The 19,987-nt window shown below is 55.5% G+C and carries 17 protein-coding genes and 2 tRNA genes; 4 read left to right on the top strand and 15 right to left on the bottom strand.

The genetic code is table 11. The features are described 5' to 3' along the window. Window positions 1-171 precede the first annotated feature (171 nt). Window positions 172-1,797, top strand: coding sequence for an MDR family MFS transporter (locus tag QN062_RS08115; protein WP_369341311.1), 1,626 nt, complete (start codon window positions 172-174; stop codon window positions 1,795-1,797). A 35-nt stretch (window positions 1,798-1,832) separates the two neighbouring features. Here QN062_RS08115 and QN062_RS08110 read toward each other — a convergent pair whose 3' ends face one another. The 8 genes from QN062_RS08110 to QN062_RS08075 all read right to left on the bottom strand — a co-directional run bounded on the left by QN062_RS08110 (window position 1,833) and on the right by QN062_RS08075 (window position 10,499). Further along, a complete protein-coding gene (locus QN062_RS08110; protein WP_394854719.1) occupies window positions 1,833-2,576 on the bottom strand; it encodes an HNH endonuclease family protein in 744 nt (247 codons plus the stop codon). Between the two features lie 7 nt (window positions 2,577-2,583). Further along, complete coding sequence (locus tag QN062_RS08105; protein WP_369342583.1) at window positions 2,584-3,501, bottom strand: aldo/keto reductase; 918 nt, start codon at window positions 3,499-3,501, stop codon at window positions 2,584-2,586. A 220-nt stretch (window positions 3,502-3,721) separates the two neighbouring features. Then, window positions 3,722-4,840 carry a LacI family DNA-binding transcriptional regulator gene (locus QN062_RS08100; protein ID WP_369341309.1) on the bottom strand — a complete coding sequence of 373 codons (1,119 nt, stop codon included), beginning with the start codon at window positions 4,838-4,840 and terminating at the stop codon, window positions 3,722-3,724. 245 nt (window positions 4,841-5,085) lie between these two features. Then, window positions 5,086-5,811, bottom strand: coding sequence for a ribonuclease HII (locus tag QN062_RS08095; RefSeq protein ID WP_369341308.1), 726 nt, complete (start codon window positions 5,809-5,811; stop codon window positions 5,086-5,088). 8 nt (window positions 5,812-5,819) lie between these two features. Then, window positions 5,820-6,572 carry a signal peptidase I gene (gene lepB, locus QN062_RS08090; protein ID WP_394854703.1) on the bottom strand — a complete coding sequence of 251 codons (753 nt, stop codon included), beginning with the start codon at window positions 6,570-6,572 and terminating at the stop codon, window positions 5,820-5,822. A 167-nt stretch (window positions 6,573-6,739) separates the two neighbouring features. Beyond that, window positions 6,740-7,117 carry a 50S ribosomal protein L19 gene (gene rplS / locus QN062_RS08085; protein WP_369341307.1) on the bottom strand — a complete coding sequence of 126 codons (378 nt, stop codon included), beginning with the start codon at window positions 7,115-7,117 and terminating at the stop codon, window positions 6,740-6,742. Window positions 7,118-7,437: 320 nt separating this feature from the next. Then, window positions 7,438-9,132: a glucose-6-phosphate isomerase gene (pgi, locus tag QN062_RS08080; RefSeq protein WP_369341306.1), complete on the bottom strand. Its 1,695-nt coding sequence runs from the start codon at window positions 9,130-9,132 to the stop codon at window positions 7,438-7,440. A gap of 242 nt (window positions 9,133-9,374) precedes the next feature. After that, window positions 9,375-10,499 (bottom strand): mannose-1-phosphate guanylyltransferase, encoded by a 1,125-nt coding sequence (locus QN062_RS08075; protein ID WP_369341305.1) that lies wholly within the window; start codon window positions 10,497-10,499, stop codon window positions 9,375-9,377. 165 nt (window positions 10,500-10,664) lie between these two features. Here QN062_RS08075 and QN062_RS08070 point away from each other — a divergent pair. Beyond that, a tRNA-Thr gene (locus QN062_RS08070) sits at window positions 10,665-10,740 on the top strand. A gap of 119 nt (window positions 10,741-10,859) precedes the next feature. Beyond that, window positions 10,860-10,940, top strand: a tRNA-Leu gene (locus QN062_RS08065). A gap of 280 nt (window positions 10,941-11,220) precedes the next feature. On the opposite strand, the gene QN062_RS08060 is transcribed toward QN062_RS08065, so the two are convergent. The 3 genes from QN062_RS08060 to QN062_RS08050 are packed head-to-tail and all read right to left on the bottom strand — an operon-like array spanning window position 11,221 to window position 11,970. Further along, the gene (locus QN062_RS08060; protein WP_369341304.1) at window positions 11,221-11,529 is read right to left on the bottom strand and encodes a hypothetical protein; all 309 of its coding nucleotides are present in this window, start codon (window positions 11,527-11,529) and stop codon (window positions 11,221-11,223) included. A gap of 43 nt (window positions 11,530-11,572) precedes the next feature. Next, window positions 11,573-11,761 carry a hypothetical protein gene (locus tag QN062_RS08055; RefSeq protein ID WP_369341303.1) on the bottom strand — a complete coding sequence of 63 codons (189 nt, stop codon included), beginning with the start codon at window positions 11,759-11,761 and terminating at the stop codon, window positions 11,573-11,575. 8 nt (window positions 11,762-11,769) lie between these two features. Then, a complete protein-coding gene (locus QN062_RS08050) occupies window positions 11,770-11,970 on the bottom strand; it encodes a hypothetical protein (protein ID WP_369341302.1) in 201 nt (66 codons plus the stop codon). Between the two features lie 943 nt (window positions 11,971-12,913). Between QN062_RS08050 and QN062_RS08045 the strand changes: the two genes are divergently transcribed. Further along, complete coding sequence (locus QN062_RS08045) at window positions 12,914-13,705, top strand: hypothetical protein (RefSeq protein WP_369341301.1); 792 nt, start codon at window positions 12,914-12,916, stop codon at window positions 13,703-13,705. 303 nt (window positions 13,706-14,008) lie between these two features. On the opposite strand, the gene QN062_RS08040 is transcribed toward QN062_RS08045, so the two are convergent. The 4 genes from QN062_RS08040 to QN062_RS08025 all read right to left on the bottom strand — a co-directional run bounded on the left by QN062_RS08040 (window position 14,009) and on the right by QN062_RS08025 (window position 19,909). Beyond that, window positions 14,009-14,689 (bottom strand): TetR/AcrR family transcriptional regulator, encoded by a 681-nt coding sequence (locus tag QN062_RS08040; RefSeq protein WP_369341300.1) that lies wholly within the window; start codon window positions 14,687-14,689, stop codon window positions 14,009-14,011. Between the two features lie 290 nt (window positions 14,690-14,979). Next, complete coding sequence (locus QN062_RS08035) at window positions 14,980-17,664, bottom strand: SpaA isopeptide-forming pilin-related protein (RefSeq protein ID WP_369341299.1); 2,685 nt, start codon at window positions 17,662-17,664, stop codon at window positions 14,980-14,982. A gap of 324 nt (window positions 17,665-17,988) precedes the next feature. After that, a complete protein-coding gene (nhaA, locus tag QN062_RS08030; RefSeq protein ID WP_369341298.1) occupies window positions 17,989-19,215 on the bottom strand; it encodes a Na+/H+ antiporter NhaA in 1,227 nt (408 codons plus the stop codon). A 217-nt stretch (window positions 19,216-19,432) separates the two neighbouring features. Continuing rightward, window positions 19,433-19,909 carry a pyrimidine dimer DNA glycosylase/endonuclease V gene (locus QN062_RS08025; RefSeq protein WP_369341297.1) on the bottom strand — a complete coding sequence of 159 codons (477 nt, stop codon included), beginning with the start codon at window positions 19,907-19,909 and terminating at the stop codon, window positions 19,433-19,435. Window positions 19,910-19,987 lie beyond the last annotated feature (78 nt).

The raw sequence follows: 19,987 nt of genomic DNA, 5'->3' as shown, positions 1-19,987 counted from the left end.
TGCCGATACAGCTACAATCATATTGCCCGCATTGTCCAGATCGGGCATCGCTGCATGAGGAAAAATATCTGCACGTCCTATTAGGATTGTCTTCTTTGCAGGAGTTTTGGGGACATGAATCTCTGGCTGAAATTTTCATGAATGTTCTATGAACGCGAGAGAAGTGAGTTAATGCGCATCAGATGGCACGGACCAATCGAGACAGTAACCGGTAGCAAGGCATTTGCGAATGGCAGACTGACACGGCCCGCACTCATTTCGATATCGATTCTCACCTTCATCACATTCGTCGGTAACTTCACCCAACTCCAGCTGACCAGCGCGTTGCCGACTATGGTCCGCGAATTCAACATATCGGTGACGACAGGACAATGGATGACATCCATCTTCCAGCTTGTCATGGGCGTCATGATTCCTCTGACAGCCTTTCTCACCAAGCGCTTTACCACGCGAGAGATCGTCATCGCATCAATGTACATCTTCACCATCGGGTCGCTGCTCAGCTGGCTGTCGCCTTCGTTCATACTCGTCCTGGCAGGCAGGACCCTGGAGGCGATCGGAACGGGTGTCATGTGGCCAGTGCTGCAGATAACCGTTTTCTCGATATACCCCTTGGCCAAACGTGGCGTCGCCATGGGAACCGTTGGCTTGGCGATGAGCGTTGCCCCTGCATTGGGACCGACCTTGGGTGGATTGCAGACCGACAGCAACGGTTGGCGCTCGATTTTCCTCTCTCTCACTGTGCTCGGCGCACTATGCCTGATCATATCGATGCTTTGGCTCCGCAATTTCGGCTCTCGCGACGAACGCGTCAAGGCTGACTTCTTCTCGGCAAGCCTGTCGGTCGTGGGATTCGGAGGGCTTCTTTTCGGCTTCACCAACATTGAGGCATATTCGATTCTCAGCCCAGTGACATGGATGCCAATGCTTGTTGGAATTGCAGGAATAGTATGGTTCGTGCTCAGACAGACTCATCTGGCTGCACCGCTGCTCAACCTTGATGTGTTCCGCAATCGAGGATTTACGATTGGCACCGTCGCTGCGTCGCTCTCATTCTTTGCATTCAGCTCGATCATGGTGATCATGCCGCTCTACATTCAGACCGACCGTGGCTATTCAGCCACCATGAGCGGACTCATCATGCTTCCAGGCGCACTTGGAATGGCTATCGCACAGTTCTTCGGCGGAAGATCGCTTGACCGCTTCGGAGCGAGGCCTGTGGCGATAACCGGCAGCCTCGTGCTCACTCTCGGCACGGTCGGCATGAGCTTCGTAGGGCTTGACACATGGATCTGGTGGGTTTCCATATGCCAATTCGTTCGGCAGGTGGGCATGGGCTTCGTGCTGATGCCAATAACGACATGGGCACTGAACTGCCTCGAGCCAGAGGAGGTATCTGCGGGGTCGGCCGTCACGAACACCGTCAGGCAGCTCGCCGGGGCAATCGGAGCGCCTGTGCTCGTCATTCTCATGGAAAGCTTCGTCGCGGCGAGGCAGTCTTCCATGGGTGGGGAGGCAGGCATGGCAATCCCCGCCAGCATCTTCGGAATCGACTGGATACTCAGGGTTTCTTCACTGATCTGCGTCGCCATGTTCCTTCTGATCCTCTTCGGAGTGAAGGGCGATGGCGCTGGGAGCGGACGTGCCATGGCTCGCGTGGCATTGAGAAAGATGCGCATTGTGCACATGCCAGATCTGCATTCGGTGCCCGTGCTGCACAGCATCGAGGATTTTTCGGAACGGCACGTAATCGCTCATCTTCCCTATCTGTCACGTACTTCGGATGATGACGCCTAAGGTTCGCCCTTGCCTGCGCCGATGCGGCACGGACATCAGTCTGATGGCAGCGAGCGATCGGGGCAGGTGTGAAGGACCGCAAGCATCGCACGCCTTTCAGCATCGGTGACTGTCAGATGATATTTGGTCTTGACCCCGATCTGCCTTGAAACATAGCTGCATTGATAGGACCGATTGCTGGGCAGCCAATGCGCCGCTGATGCGCTGCCCTTCTCTTGATTCGCACTCCCATCCACGGCAAGCAGGTTGTAGGGATCATTGCCAAATCGATATTTCTCCGCCTTGGACCAGGTATTCGCACCTGACTGCCAGGCATTCTCGAGGGCGACGACATGGTCGATCTGTACCTTTGCACTGGTTGACGGCCCTCTGGCGAAGTGAATGGTCTCTGTGGTGTATGGATCTTTCAGAATGCCCGATTCGACGATGCAGCTTCCGGCATATCTGTATCTGACCGAGCTGAGATCCCTGGAAAGCACGTCATCACGAATATCGCATCCATCGCCATCGGTATCCGTCTCACGAAAGCCAAAGCTCTTCCGGTCATAGTGACCGGTTCCTGGCAGCGCATCGGAAACCTTCAACGCCTGCACCGCAGCGGCTGCCGTGCCCGCTGCATGATAGCCACCGGTAAGGTCGTTGATCCGATCGCTGAACTTCGGCAGTGCAAGCCCGACAGTGACGCCAGCCATCACGGCGATGACAAGCAGCGACAGCAATCGGTCCAACGACGAAGCCCTGCGATGCGATCGTCTGCGTCTAGAGATACGTGACATGATTCCCGGTCTACGAATACGAGAAGGTGCATGGATCGTGCCCGGATCTCTGTGGACCATCGAGGGCGGTGATCGCCTCATGCTCGTCGGCACTGAGTGCGAAGTCGAAGAGGGCCAGATTGTCCATCTGGCGTTCACGATGCACGGACTTTGGGATGACGATCGTACCGTTTTCGATATGCCAGCGAAGGATTATCTGGGCTGGAGATACCTGTCTGACCTCTGTGCTGTGCCTTCTTGCCATCTCTGCGAGAAGCCCACCACCGGCGTCAAGGTCGGCTCCCCTTGCCAGAGGAGAATATGCCTGCACCGCGATATGGTGACGTCTGCAATATGCCGTCACATCCCTCTGCTGCCATGTCGGATGCAGCTCGATCTGGTCGATTGCCGGATACTCCCCTGTCTCCCTGTGCAGGCGTTCAAGGTCTGCCGGCAGAAAGTTGCAGACTCCAAGGGTCTTCACTCGACCTTCATCTCGAAGCCTGACAAAGGCCTTCCATGTCTCTTCCGCACGCCAATTGAACGGGGTTGGCCAGTGAATCATGTACATGTCGACATATTCGCTTCGAAGCAGGCCAAGTTGGCGGTCGAACGCCCTCAATGCAGTGTCATAGCCTTGCTCGGAATCCCTGAGCTTTGTCGTCAGCCAGAGCCCGGAACGCAGTTCGCCCGAATTGAAGCCTCCCGCTTCCAGACCTTTCCCGACCCCGCCCTCATTGCCATAGCCCGCGGCGGTATCGATGTGGCGATAGCCGACCTGCAGGGCAGATTCGATGACGGGCGCTGTCTCGTCATCGTCGATGCGCAGGACGCCCAGACCGACCTGAGGAATCCTATTCCCGTCAGCAAGGCCAATCAGAGGAATTCCCGCTTCGATTCCGCCGTTCTCTGGTATCACGGTTTTCCTTTCTCTCCTTGGACTTTCCATACCCACACTAATACTCATCCCAGAACCGACCGAGCTGCCCCTGCAATGTGGTCGAACATGGTATGAACGGCTGCGTGATTCGGATTGCCTCGCTCGCATGCATCCGATTCCTCCGATGCCCGACATATGTTTGCAGGCAGGTTGCGCAAGGCCATATCGGTACTTGGCCCTGAGCGCTGCGCTGAGATTGCTTTCTCGCAGCACGGCATCAGGAAACCAATCAGTGCATGCGAGCCTTGGCCAACGAGCGTCTTTTCATAAGCGTCGCAGGGACGAGTCCTGCACCATGCAGGCTCTCCCTGAACAGTGGGTGGGGCCCCTCACCCATCAGTGCAAGCGCCTCGCGCATTGCAAGAGCCCCCAGTTGGTCGAAGTGCGGATGAACCGTGGTCAACGGAGGGTATAGGTTATCCATGCCTGGCATGTCATCAAAGCCGACAAGACTCACGTCCTGAGGTATTCGAATGCCATGCTCATGCATTGCCCTCGAAGCGCCGATGGCCTGGCTGTCGCTTGCGGCGACCACGACTGTCGGCAATGCGCTGCCACCTCTGCCGATCTCATCGAGGAAATGATTCATCAGCGCATATGCCTCGCCTGCCGACCAGTCCCTTGCGCGAACGATGCACGTTTGGATGCTCATCTGACGGCAATATGTCTGCCAGGCCTGCAACCTGGTTTGTGCGTCACGCCACTGAGGAGGACCCGAAAGGTACAGGGCGCTGCGATGCTCCATCCCTCTCACGACCGTCGCAACGTCCTTCATCGCCGACCACTGGTCTATTCCGAGAAACGAGGCGACACCGCTTCCTCGATTATGGGTCATTCCCTCTTCGACGCTCATCTTTCCATGGGTCGCGCTGACGATGACCTTCGGCTTGCTGCTTCTCGTCTGACATGCTGCGGCAAACATCATGTCAGTCGGGGCGAGAAATATGAACGCGTCGACATTCTGCTCAAGAAACATGCCACAGAGTCTCTCCACGTCTCTTTTCGAATCCTTCGCCTCATCGATCAGTCCGAACGATATGAAAAAGCCGTGAGATCTGGCGACGCTCTCAATCGCTCCCATGGTCGATAGCTGACCGTGAAAGCGCATGCCCCCGACGATCAGTCCTATGGTTCGAGACCTTCTGGACGCCAGTGCCCTTGCGGAGCTACTCGGACGGTATCCCAGCCTATCGATTGCCCGTTGCACCTTCGCACGAGTCGTTTCGGAGACATCCGGCGAATCGTTGATCACGCGGGAAACGGTTTGATGCGAGACGCCCGCAGAGCGTGCAACCTCGAATATGGAAGGGCGTTTCTTGGCATTGCGTATGTCAGCTGTGCTGCTCATGCTCAGACTTCTCCCATCAGTCTCGGTTTCCTCGAGCATACTCGTCTCTCTGCGATTCTTCTCTCACTGTGACCGAAACGTCTCAATGGCCACCATGACGATGCCGACAATCCCTATGGCAAGCATTATGGTTCCGCGCCTTCGCAGCCCCCATACTTCGCAGCCCCACGAACCTGGCAGTCCCACGCACATGGCAGATCTTCGCAAGTCGCCGCCCAAGACGACACAAACCCTTCCGAGGTCGTCTACAGCAGGTGCCATGTCACACGGTGCAGGTCAGAAGGACCAAATTTTCGTATCGCCTCTCGATGGGCCGCTGAACCATAGCCTTTGTTATGCTCCCAATGGAAAGGAGCGTATTCGGGACTGCTGAGAGAGAGTTCCGTCATCACCGCATCGCGTCGCACCTTGGCGAGAACCGATGCGGCCGCGACGGTCGCACAGGATGAATCCGCACGAATCTTGGTGAACACCTTGGGAATGATTGATACATCAGGCGTATCGAATGCGTTCAGCGCCTTGGTGACATAGTCGAATGGGCCATCCAGAATGGCAGCGACCCTTGCCTGACCGCTCCCGGATTGCAGCTTCAGGGCTTTCTCCACCGCGCAGATCGCTCTTAAGGCGGCCAGACCAAGCGCATGAGAGATGCCCAGCTGATCGATCTCACGATTGCTCGCCGAACCTATGGCGCAGGTATCCGTCCAAGCTCGAAGTGGAGCGACGAGTCTTTCCCTGCGTTGTGGCGAAAGCATCTTGGAATCGGCAAGCCCCTCTGGGACGTCATGATCTCGAAGCGAAGCCGAAAGCAGCGATGCCGCACCTACCATCACCGGACCAGCCAGGGAGCCCCGTCCGACCTCATCGAGACCGATGATCAGGTCAAATCCCTCGGAGCCGATCGAACGCTCCATCTCAAGCGTGGGAACTGCGTGAACCGTCGCCTTGGCCCTTGAAGATTCCGACGACATCCGTATCCTCACTTCGCTGCTGTGCCGGAATCCGGCACCGCTGAGAAAACGCTGCCATGGCTGCTGAGCACCGACCATCGTGAAAGTGGCCAATACACCACCAGACCGACTCCGACCACATCCGATTCAGGAACCAACCCGCTGTCACCGTCATTGAGATGGTAGCGGGAATCAGCGGAATTCGAACGGTTGTCGCCAAGAACGAACACATGGCCGGATGTGACCTTCACACTGAAGGTTATCGAACTTGGGTCTACGCCTGGTCGAATGTATTCCTTCTCATCTATCGCAACGCCGTTCACCGTTATCGGAGATCCCGCTCCCTTGCATGCGACGGTGTCACCTGGAAGGCCAATGAGTCTCTTGATCAGATATTCGCTGTTCTGATAGGACGACGAAGAGCTCTCGGCGCTCAGCCAATGCGCAGGATCCTTGAAGACTATGATGTCCCCACGAGAAAGACCGGGATACCGTGGAGCGATCTTCGACGTTATGACGCGGTCGCCAACCTGAATGGTGTCCATCATCGACTCGGATGGTATCGAATAGAAGCCCAGGAAGAAAACTCGAATGACGATGACGATGGCGAGGGGAAGCACGAAGAGCATGAATACGTTTCTGACGCTGAACAACGGTTCGGTCTGCGGAGTCTGCGGCCTTTTCTTATGTCGAGCGCCTCGACCACGCCGTAGCTTCGCGGAAGGATCCACCCCTCTGTCCGCAACTGCGATCACATATTCATCGTCGTCTGAATCGTGCACGGCTTGCTACTTCGCTTTCCTAAAGTGAAACTTCGTGTGGTGGAGCCCTGGAACCGTCGGCTTGTGCAACTCACGACTATATTGCAGTCCATCCCCTAAGCAAATGACCCGGAGTCGAAAGACTTCGGGTCATTCTGATGCCCTACCGCATAGGCTGGATCATGGAACTACTTCTCTTCGGAAGTCGTTGCCTTGTTGTCCTTGCGCTCAACGATACGAGCCGCCTTTCCACGAAGATCACGCAGGTAATACAGCTTCGCACGACGAACGCGGCCTCTGCGCAGCAACTTGACGGAGTCAATCTGCGGGGAGTGCAGTGGGAAGCGACGCTCGATACCGACGCCGAAGCTCACCTTGCGAACCACGAAGGTCTCGCGAAGACCCGTGCCGGAGCGTGCGATCACAACGCCTGTGAAGGCCTGGATACGGGTGTTGTTGCCTTCTGTGATGTTCACATTGACCTCAACGGTATCTCCAGAGCGGAAATCGGGAATCGACTCCTCTGACTTCATCTGCTTGGCTTCAAAGTCTTGAATGGCGTTCATGCTGTTCCTCCATCGCTGCCGTACATCAGCGCATGATAAGGGGCCCGATCACGACTTGGCGTGGAGACAAACCCAATCATTCCCCACAGGTCTGCCTGCAGGAGAGTGCCAGTCCGCCATTGTACGATGCTTTCTGCACCGCATGGCTGGACCTGATGGAATCAGGGTCCATACGGCAACCCGCAATTCCGGCATATCAGATTGATATATTAGCCCATTCATGCGACCAACTGCAAGAATGAGCAAAAAAATGCCTGCTGCAGAAGGCACCCGTTATGCAAACGGGGCTCGCAGCAGGCGTTGAGTCAAGTTCGGATGGACTAGACGCGATGTGCTCGGTAGAAGTTGATCAGTGACTGAGTGGACTGATCCTGCTGAGCCAGAGCCTCGTCATCGCTGGAAATGGCAGGCGTGATCTGCTTCGCAAGGACCTTGCCAAGTTCAACGCCCCACTGATCATAGGAATCGAGGCCCCAGACCGTACCTTCGACGAAGGTGATGTGCTCGTAGAGAGCGATCAGCTCGCCAAGCGCGAATGGTGTCAGTGCGTCGCCAAGAATCGATGTCGTTGGCCGGTTCCCTGTGAAGACGCGTGCCGGTACTATCGCCTCCGGTGTGCCCTCTGCACGGACCTCGTCCGCGGTCTTGCCAAATGCAAGCGCCTTGGTCTGCGCGAAGTAGTTGGCAAGGAAGAGCTCATGGACATCCTGATCGCCGTCCCTGACGGGGTTGGGCGTGTTCGCGAATGCTATGAAGTCGGCTGGAATCAGACGTGTGCCCTGATGGATGAGTTGGTAGAAGGCGTGCTGGCCATTGGTTCCCGGCTCGCCCCAATAGATTTCCCCGGTCTGCGACGTGACAGGGGTGCCGTCCCAACGAACCGACTTGCCGTTGGATTCCATCGTCAGCTGCTGCAGATAGGCCGGGAAGCGATTCAGATATTGGTCATATGGGAGCACCGCATGCGAATGGGCTCCGAAGAAGTTGACGTACCAGACGTTGATAAGACCCAAGAGAGCGACGACGTTCTCTTCGATGGGTGTGTTGGCGAAGTACTCGTCGATCTCATGGAAGCCGTGAAGGAACTCTTCGAAGCGCGCAGGTCCGAAGACGACGGCGAGCGAGGTGCCGACAGCGGAGTCCACCGAGTAACGGCCGCCGACCCAGTTCCAGAAGCCAAAGGCGTTCTGTGGGTCGATGCCGAATGCCTCGACCTTGTCGAGAGCCGTGGAGACTGCGACGAAGTGACGTTTGATGGCATCCTTGGCCTGATCCTCAGAACCATCGATCGCGCCTTGCGCCTGAAGCTCCTCGAGCAGCCATGCCTTTGCCTCGCGTGCGTTGGTGAGGGTTTCGAGCGTCGAGAAGGTCTTGGACACGATGATGAATAGTGTCGTCTCTGGGTTCAGTCCCTTGGTCTTTTCGGCCAGATCGTTGGGATCGATGTTGGAGATGTAGCGGGCGGAGATACCAGCATCGGCATAGGGCTTCAGTGCCTGATATGCCATATTCGGACCGAGATCGGATCCACCGATGCCGATGTTGACAACGGTTTCAATCTTCTTTCCACTCACACCCTTCCATTCGCCGGAACGGACCTTGTCGGCGAAGGCATAGATGCGATCGAGCGTTTCACGAACATCCTTGACGGTGTCCTGGCCATCGACGACGTATTTGCCCTCGTCCTCGACTGGGCGACGCAGCACGGTGTGAAGCACCGCACGGTCTTCGGTGTTGTTGATGTGCACGCCGCTGTACATCGCCTTGAGGCGCTCTTCAAGATTGACGCTCTTGGCAAGGTTGGCAAGCAATGGCAGCGTTTCCGGCTTGATAAGGTTCTTTGAGAGATCGAAATGCAAATCGCCGGCATCGAAGCTCAGCTTCGCAGTGCGCTGCGAATCTTCGTTGAACCAGGTTCGCAGGTCGATACCCTCGCGCTGCAAATCCTCGAAGTGCTTCTGCAAGTCCTTCCATGCCTGGGTGGTGGTGGCATCAATAGGGGGGTTAATCGCCATGATTCGATTCCTTTCATCAACTTCGTTGTTCAAGCGATGCAAACGTTTGCATTTTTAGTTTGCCTCGGATTCCGCTGTTCACATTACTCACAAAAGCGGACATTATCAAACAAGTTCTTGCACGCTACAGCGGCTGGGGCGTCGAGCCGCAAGTCGTTGTCTGGCGGCGGTCTTCAGCGCGCTCCGTTCAAGACTTCACAACTGTGGCCCATCCAGCCTTGACCGTCGCCAAGGCCTGTGCATCACAGGATGTCGCCATGGCCGGATTCGGACAGGTGAGCGACCATCTGCTTGACCTGCTGGCTTCGTGCCCGAGGGGCAATCAGAAGCGCGTCGGGTGTGTCGATGACGATGAGGTCATCGACCCCCAGCAACGCAATCGTCCTTCCTGACTGCGGTGCGACGACGTCTCCTGCCGAATCAAGATAGACCAGACTGTCTGCGTCACCAAGAACCTTGATGTTCTGCCTGTTCGAACTTGGCAACAGCGCGGCCACCGAATTGAAGTCGCCAACATCGTCCCATCCAAATCCACCTGGGATGACGGCCACCCCGCTTTGAGCCGCAACCGGCTCTGCGACGGAATAGTCCAAGGCGATTTTCTCGATGCCATGCCACCATCTATTCATGGCATCTTCCCTTTGATCCTTGCCCTTGTCCCAAGCGTCTGCAATCGACCGTACAGCTTCGTATATTCCCGGCTTGGTCTGTTCCAGGCTCTTCAGCAGCACATCGGCCCTCATGATGAACATGCCCGCATTCCAGCGATATTCACCTGTCTCAAGATATGCCTGAGCCGTTTGGGCATCGGGCTTTTCCACGAATGCCTCGACCAAATGCGCAGAGGGTGCATCTGGAATCTCCGAAGCCAGGGAACGCCCCTCATGGATATATCCGAACGCGGTGGATGGTCGCGATGCAGCGATCCCAATGGTCGTCACATAGCCTGCACGGGCCGTGACGATCGCCTGATGCACGGATTGCTCGAAAGCGGTCTTGTTACGAATAACATGATCGGCTGCGAACGAACCCACCACTGATTTCTCGCCGAATCGGCGCGCAATGACCGCTGCGGCCAGAGCGATGGCCGCCGTTGAATCTCGAGGCGAGGGCTCAGGAAATATCGCCGACGAGTCGAGCTGGGGCAATTGCTCACAAATCGGTGCGACATGCTGCTCCCCCGTCGATATATATATGTTTGCCGCCCCGCAAAGCGGAATCAGCCGATCGAAGGTTGATTGGATGAGAGTCCTTCCTGACCCAGCCACATCAAAGAGAAATTTCGGTCTTGCCTTGCGGCTCAACGGCCAAAGACGCGTTCCGACTCCGCCGGCTGGAATGATTGCATGAAAGTCCTCGAATGTCATGCTCCCATTGTCTCTCAGATCTTGTACACGATGAAACGCGCGACACAGTGCTTCAAAACTGGACAAATCTCAAGTTTTCGGTACACTCTTAAGATTGTGCCGGAGTTTATTCCGAGGCATACGGTTTTAGGCCGGGCAAGGTCTCATGGTGGTTCTCGGCGACTTGCCACTTTAGCTCAGTTGGTAGAGCGGCTCACTCGTAATGAGCAGGTCGACAGTTCGATTCTGTCAAGTGGCTCCATGCATCTGACCTGACGCATCTGCAGGGATGCAGGGTCAGGGGTGCAACTCCGGCGTGGTAAAGGTGCAGACAGGGTTCGAACCATTCTTTTTCACATGTTGCCGTGCCGGGCATACGAGGCGCGAGTGGCGTAATGGTAGCCGCGCAGGATTTAGGTTCCTGTGTCTTCGGACGTGTGGGTTCAAGTCCCATCTCGCGCACAAGGGTTAGTGTTGAGTGTCCAAGTGTGTCAAACGATCCTACAAGGTCAGGCGGTACATCAGGCACAGTTCAAAACAGGCCTGCTGCCATCGACACTCTGCCATATCGCCATCCATGACCGAGCCTTTGAACGCAGACTCAGCCGTATCGAGAACGAGGCGAGCCTAATGTTTAAGAGCTTCGAGAGATACCGCGCCGACCGAACCACCGCCTATGGCAACGAGTGAGGCACCCGAGGTTTGGAACGGAGAGTATCGGACGAAAGTGAGCAGGGTCAACTCAATCGTTGTCGGAATGTCGTTCATGCTGTGGGTCGAAGAGCATGTCCTGCAGTCTCGTCAGTGATTCGTTCTGATTTCCTGTCCACGTCGCTCCACCATTGGTATAGACCATGATGAACAGTTCGTCGCCGGGAACAAGCACAGCAGTAAGCTTCTGGAATATTGCATCCTTGTCCAGCGGGGATTGCACGATCCAGAACCCGTTCTGCACATGGCAGAACAGAGGAAATGATCTAAGCATGACCACCAAGCTCTGATGATTCTCCTTTGGAGATCTCAATGTGTAGTTAATCGCATAGATAACCATGCGTCCGACCCCTTCCTCCGTTGCATCTCATCACCTGACGCTCCTACTCTTCCGAGCCCCGTGCATCGTCGGACTGGTTGTGCAGATGCTTCAGATCCTTGTCAATCAGCTCCTGCTCCTCGTCCGGCACTGCATCACCCTGCATGTCGCGTCCGGGATGCGAGCCGAAGTTCTGCTTCATGAAGGAGCGTTCCAGCTTGCTCTCCTGCTTGTCATGTTCACTTTCTGACATATGTTCTCCTAGTCTTCCAGCCGTGCTTCGTGAAGCGCGCTGTCGTTCGCGTCGTCATCCTCTTTGTCAAGCTTGCGACACAGCATGCACAGGCCAAGGCCTGCCTTCCCGGAACGGCGTGACAATGGCTTGATCGTCTGCCCGAATGGGCAGTCGTCATTGTCGTGATAGAACAGGGCCAGGCGCGAGTGAAAAGAATGAACTCTCAAAATGATCGCCTCCAAAGAACTTGGGGCGGCGTACCCGAATGAACCACAGCGCTTACCAAATCTTCGTTGTGGCGAGCCCCGCAAACGTTATTATGCCAGCCCACTGTAACATCAGGCTGGCTGCGAGGCTCTGACGGCCTAACAGCATGGCCGCTATGAACGACCATACACCGTCACAATGAACTCACGGCATAACGGACATTGAGCTAGCTGTTTTCTTCGTTTGCTTTCGAAAGCTTTGACCAATTGCACCGTTGCCAAGCAGCGGTCTGAGCGCATGCCTTTTTGCTTCTCGATCACGCATGTCTTGTCATTGGACAAGAGTCCCGCGGATAGGAATATCCTGCTATGCTGCAAGTAAGTGCTTTGAAGTTTAAAGAGGTTTGTGCACGGCCGTGCGAGGCCGCCATCATATTGCTTTCTATATTTCTTAGGCGCGGCATCCGATGCCACGTATTTTTTGATCTGATTTAAGCGTGCGGCTTCCTAGACAGATTTTCCTATGGAATCCAATTGACGCATATGGGTAGTGAAGGGAAGCAATGCGATGCATAATATTGGAATTATAGGAACATCCCTGTTAGAGAATGAGCTGCGGGTGCCAATCTATCCCAACGCGATACGATCATTACCCATATCTGTGAGATCACATCTCATATTCGAAAAGGGGTATGGCAGGCGATTCGGGGTCTCTGACGCACAGATAGCTAAGTCGACGGGGCATTCGTTGATTGAACGGCAGGAACTTCTACGCACCTCTCAGACAGTCATCGTCACGAAACCAGTCACAGAGGATCTGGCAATGATGGGTATCGGGAGCACCGCATGTGGATGGATGCATGATGTAGAGCAAGAAGATATGGCCCAAGTTGCAATAGACAGACAGATGACACTTGTCTGCTGGGAACACATGTACTGGTGGGATGGGGTAGAACGAACACATGTGTTTGAACGCAACAATGAGATGGCTGGCTACTGTGGCGTGCAGCATGCATTGGAGCTCATGGGACAGGATGGCGCGTTCGGCCCGCAGAAGAGCGCTGCAGTCATCGGCTATGGGTCGGTCAGCCGTGGAGCGCTTGCCGCGTTGGACGGGCACGGGTTCCGTGACATCACCGTATACACTCGTCGACCGGTGGATCATATCAGTCATCGAATGTTGGGGATTCAATACCGAAGGTTATTAAGAAACAAGGCCGGTTCATATGACATTCAGGATGAGTCGGGATGCCTCATTCCATTCTCCGCAGTGCTTTCTAAACGGGATGTCATTGTGAATGGGACACTTCAGAATCCCAGACATCCCGACCTGTTCCTCTCACTCGACGATATTGACCGATTCCACAGACCTTGCCTTATCGTTGACGTGAGCTGTTCAAAGAGCATGGGGTTCAGTTTCGCATCTCCGACAAGTTTCGAAGCACCTTTCATGGAATTTGGAAATATCACATATTACGCGGTTGACCACACTCCGTCGCTGTTGTGGGATGCTGCGTCGTATGAGATTTCGCAGGCACTTGTCTCTTTCCTTCCAGACCTTATCGCCAAGAACGAGAATCAAACCATCGCCCAGGCAAAGGACATCCGCGAAGGGGAAATCCTGAACCCTGCAATTATCGATTTCCAACATCGTGAAAGCTCATACCCATACATAGTCCAACGAATATCAGATCAGCGCGATACGTCGACCAATCCGGATATCAACCGGAAAGGTTCACTGCCTCGTCCACATTAATGGGGTTTTACCTCACTCGCCTGAAAAAATATCGCCTATGTGTTTTCGACATGTTCCCGGCGCTTCCTCTTTTTCATGAGCTTTGTCAAGGACAGTCTGCACAGGCTGTTCCTGATCGCTAGGGTCATCGTGGTTCCCATTTCAGCCGTCACATTTCCAACGTCAGCCTACCCAATGAGACTTAAGCCTCATCGTTTAAGCATCATTGCCTAATTGGATTGCTATCGTTCAACGGTCATGGTCACACAGTCACAGTCACAGTCACACAGTCATAATCATTCCGTCGATCCCGGCGTGGGGCGCCTAGTCTGACTCGCCTTCCGAATCCGGAGACGACGCTTCTGGCCCATTCGCGCCCTGCGGGATGTCGAGCATGGAGAAGATGGCCTTCTGTGCCAGACCCTGCATGTCAAGATCCCTTTCGAGCAGCCATTGAATCTGGAGGCCATCCAGCAAGGCCTGCAGCAGTCGTGCAACATCCTCCGGCGGTACCACGGCAGGCACGTTGGCCGATTCGTACATGGTAGCTGCAGCCTGACCGACCATCGCCCGCTCAATGATGCCTCGTTGCTTGAAGTATCGATATGCGTAGCTTTCCGGGTCCGAGGCCTTCACCGACATATGTGCATACAGCTCGACAAGGCCTGGGGTCTTCTGATTGCGCGCGACGATGCCCAAGGCGTTCTCCACCGGATTCATGCCATTCTCAGCGCGTACCGTGGCGGGATCCCTGAGATTCTCTTCGGTAAGCTTGCTGGCGGCAAGATCGTCCGCATCACGCTGACGCAAGACCTGAACCAGCAGATCGTCAATGGAATCGAAATAATGGAGAACGCCAGCCTCCGTGATTCCAACCGCCTTCGAAATCTTCGACAGTGTTGTTTGGTCAAACCCATCAACTGCAACAATGTTCAAGGCCTCATCAAGAATCTGCTGGCGCCTTGCCGCACCCTTTGGATATACACCGCGTGCACCTGTGCCCATATATGAAATGTCCTCACTCCAGCTTGACTTCATAACCCAGACTACGTCCTTATCTGGTCGATGATACTATTCCTCGCTGTGAGAGCAAAGGGTGTGAAATCCACTCATGGACGTAAGACACAGGGCCGCGCAGGGCAATATGGTGCGGTCGAAGGCAGTGACGCCCTCGACCGCACCATATAGATGACATACCGTCAATTCGACGATCTCTGAAGGATGCACGGCCTTGATGGCCGCCTCACACATCACCGAAAGCGACGGGGCATCCTTCCTGCATCAGCCCTGCCAAATCAACGACTGCGACCTGACTTCTTCCTGGCTGCTGAGATGACGCCCATGCCAGCGACGAGCATGGCAATCGCTGCATACACTGCCAACGCCACGTCTGCACCGGTCTTGGCAAGCGACGATTTCGGTGTCGTAGAGGTTGACGTGCCGCCTGAAGTCGATGGTCTGGCAGGATTCGACGGCTTTGCAGGATTCGACGGGACGACAACCTTCGCGGTGGTCGTGCAGTCAGGGTTTGCCGCCTGATTGTCGGACGTGCAGTTCGACGTCGGCGGCGTGAATCCATCGGGAGGCGTCGCATTGCCAGAGATCATGTTCACGATGGACGCACCGTTGGATGCAGAGTCGGATACCTTCACCTGATATTTGATGGTGACCGTCCTGCCCGCCGCGAGGTCACCCTTCCAGCTCAGCAACGTTCCGGACTTCGTCACGGATCCGGCATCGACACCATAGATTGAGGCCTTCGCCGAACCATCGACGAACGAGGCTGCATTCAGCACCTTGGACATATCGTCGGTCACGACCACAGCCGGCAAATCAACATTGCCAGTGTTGTGTGCGGTCACCGAATACGTGATCGTCTGACCTCGCTTGACCGTCGAGCCCGAGGCAGGGTCTGAGGTCTTCTTCAGCACCAGTCCGGTATTGCCGGCAGTGTTGGCAATGGAGCCGAGCGACACGTTCAGGTCCTTGGAATCAACCTTGAACGAATAGGGCTTTGCATTCAGCACATAGCCTGTCGGCGCCTTCGTCTCCTTCAGCGAATACTCGCCCCAGGCAAGATCGGATACCTTCAGCTGCCCCTCTACGGAGTCGGCATCGTTCTGACCGTTGTCGACCACTGTCTCGGTCGAACCGTCAGGCTTCGTCAACTCCCATTGCGAACCGGCGAGCATGGTACCTGATGCTGCGGCATCCGTCTTCTTCCAGGAAACCGAGCCCGATACCTGATCGGCGGTGTTCGTCAGCTGGACGTCTGATGTCGTGCCCTGGCAGCCGATCGTGACCGACTGTGGCGAGAACGAGGGCGACTCCCAATTGATCGATGACGTGTTCGAAGGCTGGACCTCGCTCAATTCCACCTTCGCTCCCGTGGGAATCTGGCTGCTTGACACGGCAGTGCCGTCAGCCTTGACTTGCAGCGTGCCCGAACCAGCCGCGTATTGTTCGTCGGTGTCACTTGCCGTTGCAGTCCCATCGGCGGAACAGTATTGGTACGCACCTGCGGGGTAGCTGTAATTGACGGAGTATGAATCTCCCTCGTCAACGGCCGAGGCCCCGGAACCGGTGACCTTCTTTGTCACGGCTAAGTTTCCAGTCGTATAGGTCGGTATGGTCGCACTTGACTCATTCGAGGTGACTGTCTGGTCTTCCTCGTTCTGGGCAGTCGCCACGGCTGTGTTGTCGAAATGTCCGGCCGAGGCCTCTGCCGCGGTGAGAGGACCGTAGGTTCCCGTGCACGTCATCGAGTTGGCGACGGTCAGACCGCCGGCCGGCTCCGCGCATTGGATGTTCGATATCTTCGGATCGGTCACCTTGATGCCCTTCAAGGTCTCATTGCCGGTATTGCTGACCTCGAACGAATAGGGAACCGTGTCGCCCGCCTTGAACACCTTCTGCAGGGTGCCTCCGTTGGTGACGTCATGGTTCACCGTCTTCACGAGGTTCAGCGCATCCATCGGCTCGACCGACTTCACTGATGTCAGACGAACCATGTGAGCCGAATGTCCGCCACCGGTGGAAGACGCAAAGCCGAATTTGACCAGGGAAGGCAACGCAGTGGTCAGCTGATAGCTCGACACCACCGTGTCGTTCACGGAAATGGTCACCGTTGGCAGCGGATTCGCCTCAGTCACGGGAGACACGACGATATGGACCAGGGACCCATTGTCTGCACCCGATTGAGACACCGCCGGAGCGCTTGTCTTCAAGGCATCGTTGCTGGTGGAATACGTTCCGTTCCCGTTCTTCAGCAGACAGTACCCGTCCGTGCCACTGCCCTGCCCACGAAGGGAGATGCTTGAGGGAGAGAACAGGTTGCTCGTCGAGCAGGATGTTCCTACGTAGGGTTGATTCGCATAGTTTCCATAGACATCGAGGCCCACGCCAAGCACGCCGTTGTCGATTCCCGATTTGTCGCCTATACTCGCGTATCCAAGGGCGCCGCCATAATTCGAACCCGTCGGACCGGGTTGATCCAGTGTATATGAGCCATCCGTCAGGAAGAAGCCGATTCCATCCGCCTCGCCGAGGCCCGTATCGCTTGTCGCGAATTGATATTGATAGAAACTTATGTCCAGCCCGGCACTGGTTGGGATCGCTCGGTTGTACAGCACATCGCTGGTGCTGCCCGCTGAGTTGTCCGTAAGCTGCAGAAAACCGTCGCTTTGTCCTGCCAGGTATGCTGTATCCTCTGTTTTTGCACAGACCCCAAGCTTCGAGGCATCGGCCATAGGCGATGCCGAAGCGGCGGTCAGGCAGGCATCGCCAAATGCGAGCCAACGGGAGTCAGAGACACTGGATTCCGTGAAATCCTCGCTGACAAGAGTCGAGCCAGTCGTGGAGCTGTCAGCGGAAGCCGCATGGCCATCAGCGAGCGAAACCGAGACGAGCATGGTAAAGGCGATCAGCGCCACGAGTGCAGCCTTCGCCCAGTTTGATGTGATATTTGGTAATTTCCCCATATATAGAATACTAGCATTACTTGGAAATTGATTGAAAATGCACGAAAATTACCTTGATTTCTTGCTAGTTATCCAAATAAATAACGCATTACTAGGTTTTTTAGCTTATATCATTAAACAGTATTGTTCGCATGCACAACGATTATTCAATGTTTACTTGGTTAATATTAATTATTAAGAACACTAGCTTTGCATTTTTTATCATCCTGACTCAGCTTAGGGTTTGGCAATCGATGCACCTTCATCGATGCCGCATGGCATGACTTCGCGGCCATGCATGGTCCCATATCAGCGAACGCGAATCGAGGACACCGTTTCCATTCGCTACTGCGATGGGTCTTCCTTGAGTGCCTTCGATGCCCTTCGCCGGGACGCAACGACCAGGATTGCCGTCCCGATCGATGCCGAAAGCAGTGACCCGGCAAGAATGCCGATCTTGGATTCGTCATCGAGGACGCTCCCAGCGCCAAATGCGAGCTCGCCAATGAGCATCGAGACCGTGAATCCTATTCCCGCCACGAAGCCCATGCCAATCATCTCTGGCCAATGCACGCCTTTGGGCAGCGCAAGTACGGGAAAGCGGGTGAGCAGCATGGTCGTGCCCGTGATGCCGAGCACCTTGCCGAACGACAGTGCGACGACAATCGCGAGGGTCACCGGTTGCCGCAACTGTTCAAGCAGTCCTGACCAGCCTCCGACGTTGACTCCCGTCGAGAAGAAGGCAAACACCGGCACGATCAGCATCTTTGAGAAGGGGGCGCATCGTCTGCCAACATTCCTTGCCATAGATTTTCCACCCTTCCAGGGTTCGCTTGCAGGAACGCATAGTCCCAGCGCCACGCCAGAGATCGTCGGATGGATCCCAGAAGCGTGCACGAAACCCCAGACCAGCAAAGCGCAGGGAAGAATGACATATGGTGCAGTCATGCCCTTTCGCAGCAGCAGCGCGAATGCCGCGAGCGCAATGGCGGCGATGGCCAACGGAATCACATGGATGCCATCGGTGTAATATACGGCAATGATTGCGATGCCGATCAAATCATCGACGACTGCAAGCGTCAGCAGAAATGTGCGCAATTGACGTGGCAGTGATCTGCCGACCATTGCGAGAATCGAGACCGCAAAGGCGATGTCGGTGGCCGTGGGAATCGCCCAGCCTTGCAGCGGTTCTCCCCCGATGGGCATGATGGCCAGCACGAAGATCAGCGCCGGGCATGCCACCCCTCCGAATGCAGCCGCAATCGGCAGGATCGCCACCTTGGGATCCTTCAGGATTCCCGAGGTGAATTCCTCCTTCAGATCCAGGCCGACCGTGAAGAAGAATATGGCCAGAAGTCCATCAGTGACCCATTCGCGCAAACTCAGCCGCAGACCGATGGAACTGACTCCGAAGGTCTGGGAGCCTACCTGCTCATAGAGTCTCCCCATTGGGGAGTTGGCCAGGACCAGTGCAAGAATTGCGGCGAACAGCAGCATGACGCCCGCTCCGGCATCGCTGGCAGACATCCGTTTCGCTGCGTTGAATGCGATATGGAGTGGCTTGGACGACATCGACATTCCTTACGCATGATTGGTATTTGGCAACAGAGCCATCTTAGCCGATAGGTTATTCGGATCACCGATAGCTTCTTTGAGAATGCGCCTTTTTGAAGCATGGAGGATATGCATGGAACTGGGCGGCTGCCCTTAAAAAGGAGAGGTCGAGGCATGCGGATGCCGGACGATCACCTGACAGTCACCAGACAGTCACCAGACAGTCACCAGACAGTCATGAGACGCTGCCAAGAATGTGCCGTTCGTCAAGCGATGCGAGGTCGAGAACATGCTCCCAAGGAGCGATGGGCCCTGCCACGACGTGAAAGATGGGATTCGATCTCACCGTCATATGCATCATTTTTTTGAAGGCACCGTCATCCCTCCTCGATTCCTTGACGAGGAGCAGGCGCCATTCGTAATCGAGCTGCCCTTTGGTCACATCCATGGAAATGACCTCATTCGGCTTGCCGACGATCCGCGAGCGATCGAAATGATATCCGCGCGAATCGGCCTCATCGGCAATGTTCGATAGAAATGTGGCTATCGAAGCGATAGGATCCGCTGTCTCACGGAATCGTGTGAGCTGTGGGTGATGAACGTACCCCTTCGTCTTTCCGAGCAGCACCGCCTGTGCGAGCAAGGATTCCCTCCAACAGGCCACGAGGGCCTTCTGATCGAGGGCAGTCGGTGCCACACTCCACATTCTCATATTGTCCTCCGGACTCTGGCACTGTCGCTGATACTGGCGCAGTCACTGACTCTGGCACAGTCACTGACAGCGATGCCG

This window comes from Bifidobacterium sp. WK012_4_13, assembly GCF_041080835.1.
Taxonomy (GTDB): domain Bacteria; phylum Actinomycetota; class Actinomycetes; order Actinomycetales; family Bifidobacteriaceae; genus Bombiscardovia; species Bombiscardovia fermentum.
This window is presented reverse-complemented; position numbering and strand designations above follow the sequence as displayed.